General features: G+C 63.8%; 2 protein-coding genes and 1 pseudogene. 1 reads left to right on the top strand and 2 read right to left on the bottom strand.

All coding sequences use genetic code 11. The annotated features are described in order from the left end of the window. Positions 1 to 1,049: TolC family protein (locus tag K5Q19_RS13790; protein WP_292946169.1), on the bottom strand; the 1,049-nt coding region annotated here is incomplete at its 3' end. 262 nt (positions 1,050 to 1,311) lie between these two features. Here K5Q19_RS13790 and K5Q19_RS13785 point away from each other — a divergent pair. Continuing rightward, on the top strand, positions 1,312 to 6,309 hold the full coding sequence (locus tag K5Q19_RS13785) for a Calx-beta domain-containing protein (protein ID WP_292946167.1): 4,998 nt from the start codon (positions 1,312 to 1,314) through the stop codon (positions 6,307 to 6,309). A gap of 231 nt (positions 6,310 to 6,540) precedes the next feature. On the opposite strand, the pseudogene K5Q19_RS13780 reads toward K5Q19_RS13785, so the two are convergent. After that, positions 6,541 to 7,173: pseudogene (locus tag K5Q19_RS13780) on the bottom strand (tyrosine-type recombinase/integrase). Between the last annotated feature and the right edge of the window lie 282 nt (positions 7,174 to 7,455).

Here is a 7,455-nt window from a genome sequence, read left to right as displayed (position 1 = left end):
GCGCGCGCGGCGGCCTGGTCGGCGCGGGCATCGCCGCCGCCGAACAGCCGCAGCCGCACGTTGAGCCGCGCGCGCACGTCATAATCGATATCGGTCTCGAACACGCCATAGCGCCCGGCGTCGACGCTGGCCGAGATGCTCGGCAGCAGGTCTGCGCGCAGCGCCTGGGCATCGCGGCGCGAGGCCTTGGCTTCGGCCTCGACCGCGCGCACGGCAGGCGTCGCCTCGATGGCCTGGGCGATGCTCTCGGCATCAGGGACGCGGATGGGCAGCGGCAGCGGAGCGCGTTCGATCCGTTCGGGCGGCGCGCCGAGCAATTCGGTAAAGCGCGCGACCGCGCCGGCTTCGGATCGGCGGAAACCGGCGAGCCGTGCGCGCGCCGCCGCGATCGTGCCGTCGATGCGGATGCGATCGGCGCGGGCGGACACCCCCTGCGCGATGCGCTGGTCGATGGCTTCGCCGAGCGAGACATGACTGGCGTCGAGCGCTTCGCCCAACGCGACCAGCGTCCGCGCGGCGAACAGATCGTACCAGGCCGAGATCGCGCGCAGGCCGACATCCTCGGCGACGCCGGTAAAGCGCGCCTCGCTGCTCGTCACGCGCTCCTCGGCCGCAGCGATGCGGTCGCCGCTCGCGCCGAAATCGACCAGCGGCTGGGTGAGCGAGATCAGCGCGTCGGTGCGCTGGCGTGCACGCGAGCGTTCGATGATGTTCTGCGGATCGTTCGAAAACTCTCGGCTGAGCGTGCGGAAGCTGGAGATCGATAGCTCGCCAGCCGGAAGTTGGCCGCTCTTGGCCAGTCTGCGTCCCGCCACGGCCTCCAGGGTGCGCGCCTCGGCCTCCGCGATGGCAGGGCTTTCGGTCGCGGCCTCGTGCAGCCGCTGCTTGAACAGGTCCAGCCCGCCATCCTGCCGTTCGAGCGCGAGCAACGGGTCGGCATCCATGTCGATCGCCAGCGGGTCCGATTCGGGTACGGGCAGCGCGGTCGGCTGGGCACAGGCGGGGTGTCCGGTCAGAACCAGCCCGATCAGCCCCGATGCCAGAAACACGCGCAAAGCAAACCCTTCATGCCAAGGTCGTACGGAGCGAGGGTGCCGTCGGCCAAAAACGCGCGTTGGCGCAATTCGATGGCGTTTTCATGACAGCGGTCGCTTGTCTCGAAACGGGACCCGCCTTGCCACTCATCCACAGAATTTTGTCAGCCGCCACAAGAGTTTCACCGAAGCGTCATGGAGCGCGGCTACGCCAGCGCAGCTTTGGGGGCGTCGCCCCTGCAAAGGGCCCGCCTGCCCGCCGGAAGAGGAAAGAGATATGCCCAGCCTGACGACCCTTGGCACCGCGTTCACCGAGAATTTCGACAGCCTTCTGGACGGTTCTGCACTGCCCATGGGTTGGGGGTTCAGCGAAGCGGGCGCGAATGCCAATGCAGTCTATTCCGTGGGCACGGGTTCCGGCAATGCGGGGGATACCTACAGCTTCGGTGCATCGGGCAGCACGGACAGAGCCTTCGGCACGCTGCTCAGCGGTAGCAATGCGCCTACCATCGGTGCCCAGTTCACCAACAGCACCGGGACCACGATTGGTTCGCTGCAAATCGCCTATACCGGCGAGCAATGGCGACTGGGAGCAACGGGCCGGACTGATCGGCTGGACTTCCAGATCAGTTTCGACGCGACCAGTCTCACCACCGGCACCTGGATGAATATTGATGCCCTCGATTTCAGTTCGCCCGTGACCGCCGGCACCGTGGGCGCGCTGAACGGCAATAGCGCAGCCAATCGCACGGCGATATCTGCCACCTATGACATTCTCCAAGGCATCCCCGCCGGTGCCACCTTCTGGATCCGCTGGGTCGATTTCAATGCCGCCGGTTCCGACGATGGCCTGGCCATCGACGACTTCTCGATCACCGCGATCGGTCAGCAGGCCAATCCCGGCACCTTCTCGGTCGCTTCGGCCTCGGCCAGCGAAGAGCAGGGCTTTGTCGATCTGTTGGTCACCCGCACTGGCGGCAGCAGCGGTGCTGCGACGGTGAGCTACACGCTCGCCGGGATCACCGCCACCGCCGGGACCGACTTCAACGCCACGGCTGGCACCGTCAGCTTTGCCGATGGTGAAACCCAGCGCGCGATCCGCGTTGCGGTGACCAACGACACGCTGTTCGAGGGTGACGAGACGTTCGAGGTGACGCTCACCGGCACCACCGCCGGGACCATCGGCACCGCCACGGCCACCGGTACGATCATAAACGACGATGCCTCGCCGCTGCCGCCCTCGCTGTCGATCGCCAATGCCTCTGTCACCGAAGGCAATAGCGGCACCACCCAGATCCGTTTCGAAGTGACCCGCACCGGCAGCGGCAGCGGCGAAGCATCGGCGAATTACACGGTCAATTTCGGCAATGCCGATGCCGCCGACTTCGTATCGGGCAGCGCCTTTGTCGGCCGCGTCACGCTGGTTGATGGCGAGTGGGTCGACGTGATCACGCTCGACGTTCTGGGCGACACGGTGGTCGAGCCTGACGAGACCTTCACCATCACCCTGTCGAATGCCAATATGGGCACGCAGATCGGTACCGCGACCGCGACCGGCACGATCGTCAACGACGATGTCGCGCCCGCGCCGATCGCCAATGTGTTCGTGAACGAGCTTCACTATGACAACGCCGGTGGCGATGTGAACGAGGCCATCGAGGTTGCGGGCGTCGCCGGCACCAACCTCGCTGGCTGGCGCATCGTGCTGTACAATGGCAATGGCGGTGTCGCCTATGCGGCGACGGGCGGATCAGCGAACGGTATCGCACTGAGCGGCATCATTCCGGACCAGAGCAACGGCTTTGGCACGCTGTCCTTCCCCGCACCGGGAATCCAGAACGGCGCTCCGGACGGGTTTGCCCTGGTCGACAATCTGGGCCGTGTCGTTCAGTTCCTGTCCTACGAGGGCACGTTCACCGCAACCAACGGCCCAGCTGCCGGGCTCACCAGCACCGATATCGGCGTGGCACAGGATGGCGATGCTATCGGCACGTCGCTTCAGCTGACCGGAACCGGGTCGAGCTACGAGGACTTCGTCTGGGCGCCTGCGCAGACGAGCACCAATGCGGCTGCCAACACCGGCCAGAGCTTCCTCTCGCCCAATGCCCCCGGTGAATTGCGCATCCTCGACACGTCGGTGGTCGAGGGCGATGCGGGCACCCGGAACCTCGTCTTCACCGTGCGCCGCGCCGGGGCCAGCGGCCTCACCACGACGGTCGATTACACGATCAACCTCGACGGCACCGCGAATGCTGCGGACCTCGGCAGCGGTGCCGTGCTCTCGGGCACGCTGACCTTCGCGCCCGGCGTCAGCAGCCAGCAGATCGTCGTCCCCATCCAGGGCGACACACTGGCTGAACTGAACGAAACGCTGAGCGTGACGCTGGCCAATGCCAGCAACGCGACGATCATCGATGGCAGCGCCACCGGCACGATCACCAACGACGATCCGGTGGACCTCGCGATCTACACCATCCAGGGCCTCGGCCATCGTTCCGAATATGTCGGCCAGACGGTCATCACGCGCGGTATCGTTACCGCAGTCGATGCCAATGGCTATTATCTGCAGGACGCAGCTGGCGACGGCGATGCCCGCACCTCGGATGCGGTGTTCGTGTCCACCAACGGCGCGCCGGGCCGCAGCGTCGGCGATTCGGTCGAGGTGCGCGGCACGGTCGCCGAATTCCTGCCCGGCAACAACACCACCAACCTCACCATCACCCAGATCAACCAGTCGGCGGCGACGCTCATTTCGACCGGCAACGCGCTGCCCGCCGCGACGCTGATCGGCACGGGCGCCGGCGGCGTGCTGCCCCCGAGCGCGGTTTTCGATGACGACAATTTCCAGACCTATGACCCGCAGAACGACGCCGCCGATTTCTACGAATCGCTCGAAGGCATGCGCGTGACCATCGAAGCGCCGCTGGTGACGGGCAACACCAACGAGTTCGGCGAGACCTTCGTCGTTGCCGCGGGCGGTACCGGGGCAACCGGCGTCAACAGCCGTGGCGGCATCACCATCTCGGGCGATGCCAACAATGTCGACGACTATAATCCGGAACGGATCCAGATCGACGACAATGCCAACCTTTTTGCCGGCTTCCGCCCCGATTACACGCAGGGCGACGTGCTTTCGAACGTCACGGGCATCATCAGCTACAATTTCCAGACCTACGAACTGCAGGTCACCGAGGCGGTGACCGTGACCACCGATGCCGGTCCGCTCACACGCGAGACGACTACTCTGTTCAGCACGCCCGACCGGCTGACCATTGCCACCTACAATGTCGAAAATCTCGACCCCAGCGATGGGGCGGTAAAGTTCAACCTGCTCGCCAGTGACATCGTGTTCAACCTGCGTGCGCCGGACATCATCGCGCTGCAGGAAATCCAGGATGCCGATGGCGCGGGCAGCGGATCGAACCTTTCGGGCACCGTCACCGCCAATCTGATCATCGAGGCGATCAACGCCGCCGGTGGTCCGCAATATGCCTATGTCGAAGTCGCCCCGAGCGCGCCCAACACCACAGGGGGCGAGCCCAATGGCAACATCCGCAACGGCTATCTCTATCAGGTCAACCGCGTCGATTATGTCGAGGGCAGCGCCACGCTGGTGCCCGGTGCGGCATTCAACAACAGCCGCTCACCGCTGGCCGCGACCTTCACCTTCAATGAACAGACGATCACCGCGATCAACGTCCATTCGACCTCGCGCGGCGGCAGCAGCCCGCTGTTCGGCGCCCAGCAGCCGCCAGTGAATGCCGGGGAAGGCGCGCGGATTGCCCAGTCCGAGGCAATTCGCGCCTATGTGACCAATATCCTCAGCAACAATCCCGGCGCGAACATCGCCGTGCTGGGCGATTTCAACGGCTTCTATTTCGAAGAGTCGCTCGAACTGCTCGAGCAAGGCGGCATCCTGTCCAATATCCTGCGCGAGCTGCCCGAGGCAGAGCGCTACACCTATTATTTCGGCGGCAACGCCCAGGCGCTCGACAATTTTCTGGTGACGCCGGGACTGCTGGAAAACATCATCGTCGATGCCGTGCACATCAATTCCGAACAGGCCGCAGGCCCGAACCGCGTGTCCGATCACGATCCGCTGCTCGCCTCCTTCCTGCTGCCGCTGCCTAATGCAGCACCGACCAATCTGGTGCTCGGCAATGCCAGCGTGGCAGAGAACAGCGCCGCCGGAACGGTCGTCGGCACGCTCAGCGCCACCGACCGCGCCAGCGATACGCTGCTCTATGAGCTGGTCGACAATGCCGGCGGCCGCTTCGTCGTCGACGCGGTGACAGGCGTCATCACCACCACCGCCGCCTTCGATTTTGAGGCAACCCCTTCCCTCGCGATCACTGCCAAGGTCACCGATCAGGGCGGCCTCAGCACCGAAAAGGCGTTCACCATCGGTGTCACCGACGTCAACGAAGCGCCGGTGGCGGCCAACGATACGGTCTCGGTCAACGAGGATGGAACCACCGACAATCTGTGGTCGCTGCTGCTGGGCAATGACACCGATCACGATGCTGGCAGCACGCTGACCATCTCGGCGGTCAATGACAGCCAAACCTTGGGCACCCTCGTCTTCGACCCCGTATCGAAGAGCCTGCGCTATGTCGCCGACGATGACAGCTTCGACGCGCTGGCTCCGGGCGAGGTCGTCACCGACCGCTTCACTTATACCGTGCGCGATGCTGGCGGCCTCACCAGCACCGCAACGGTCGAGGTTCGGGTCACCGGCATCGCCGATGGCGTGACCCGCTATGGCTCGATCTTCTCCGACATGCTCAACGGCACGGCAGGCGAAGACACGCTCTACGGCCTGACCGGCAATGACACGCTCAACGGTCTTGGCGGGCATGACGAACTGTGGGGCGGCATCGGCAACGACAGGCTGTTCGGCGGCGAAGGCAATGACCAGCTCTCGGGCGGTCTGGGCAACGACCTGCTCGACGGCGGCACGGGAGATGACCGGCTGTCGGGCGATGGCGGCAACGACACGCTGACCGGCGGCGCAGGACGTGACAGCTTCTCGTTCAGCTTCCTCGCGGGCAACGATACCATCATGGACTTCAACACGGCGGAAGATTCGATCCTGCTCGACAGCGGTGTCGACATTGTGCGCACCCGCGTGCGCGACGTGAACCGCGATGGCGTGAACGATCTCGAACTGACATTGTCGTTCGGCGGGTCGGTGACACTGCTGGGCGTGAGCGATTTCAACGCTGTGAATGTGAGCCAGGAGAAGCTGCCCTTCTTCACCGAAACGCTGTTCTGACGAAACCGATGGCCGGGTGGGCAGACCATGCCCTCCCGGCACATTGCCCTGATGTGCTTCTGCTGCAGGTCTCTATTCTGACGTTCGATCTATTCTGGCTGGGTGATTTGCTGATGTTGGCAGCGACGCCCGCTTTTGGCGTCACGGGTCATGCGAGGGTGTGCTTTGGACAGGCGGGTTTGTCCCAAGGCCGTATGGCCAGCTCCCCGCCGGCGACGAGGAGCTGATCATTCAAATTTCTGTGTTTTCGGCAAGGGCTAGTGCGTCTTCCACGTCGATCCCGAGATAGCGTACGGTATTCTCGATCTTGCAGTGACCGAGAAGGATCTGGACAGCGCGCAGGTTGCCGGTCGCCCTGTAGATTATCGACGCCTTTGTGCGCCGAAGCGAATGAGTACCGTACTCGCTTCGCATCAGGCCGACCGCCGTAACCCAATCATCTACAAGCCGCTCATACTGGCGCGTGCTGAGATGACGATCACGATCGACGCGGCTCGGAAACACATAGTCTTCGACCGTACCGCCTCGGCGTTCGAGCCATGTCAGCAAACTCGCTCGTGCGTCCGCAAGCAATTCGAACTGAACCGGGCGACTTGTTTTCTGCTGCATTACGATTGCGCGCGTCCGGATCTGTCCGCCGCTCACGATGTCTCCAATTATCATCCTTACCAAGTCGCAGCCGCGAAGCTTGCTATCGATCGCGAGGTCAAGCAGTGCACGATCTCGCAGGCGACGGTTCTGATTGAGGTAGAACCGGATCTGCCATATTTGCTTTGGCTTTAGTGCACGCTTCGCACCGACGGTTCGTCCGGCATTCCAGACCTGACGTTTGGTCGCAACGGTCTAAGATTCAGTCATTTCCATGGTCATTCTCCTATGGCCGGGTTGGCCATTTGAAGAACGGTCCATAGGCGGGAGGGTGTAGACCCAGTCGGGCTCGTACCGACCCAACCTCGGTCACTCCCGGCCGCTGCGGTAAACGTCTGGTTTCGCCAGAAGTAGTCGTTGAGGTTTCTCGGTCGCGCGTCGACCCCGCTCGTGACCGTCGCCGAGTGGGCAGCAGTTCGTCCCCCGGGTCACGTCCGTCAATGAGGTGTAATTTGGGGTGTGGTCACCGGGCTGCATGGTCAGGCGGCCTTGGGTGTA

Source organism: Novosphingobium sp., assembly GCF_019748365.1.
GTDB lineage: Bacteria > Pseudomonadota > Alphaproteobacteria > Sphingomonadales > Sphingomonadaceae > Novosphingobium.
This window is presented reverse-complemented; position numbering and strand designations above follow the sequence as displayed.

Coding starts and splice junctions, on each gene's coding strand:
- K5Q19_RS13785 (WP_292946167.1), top strand. CDS start 1,312: ATGCCCAGCCTGACGACCCTTGGCACCGCGTTCACCGAGAATTTCGAC.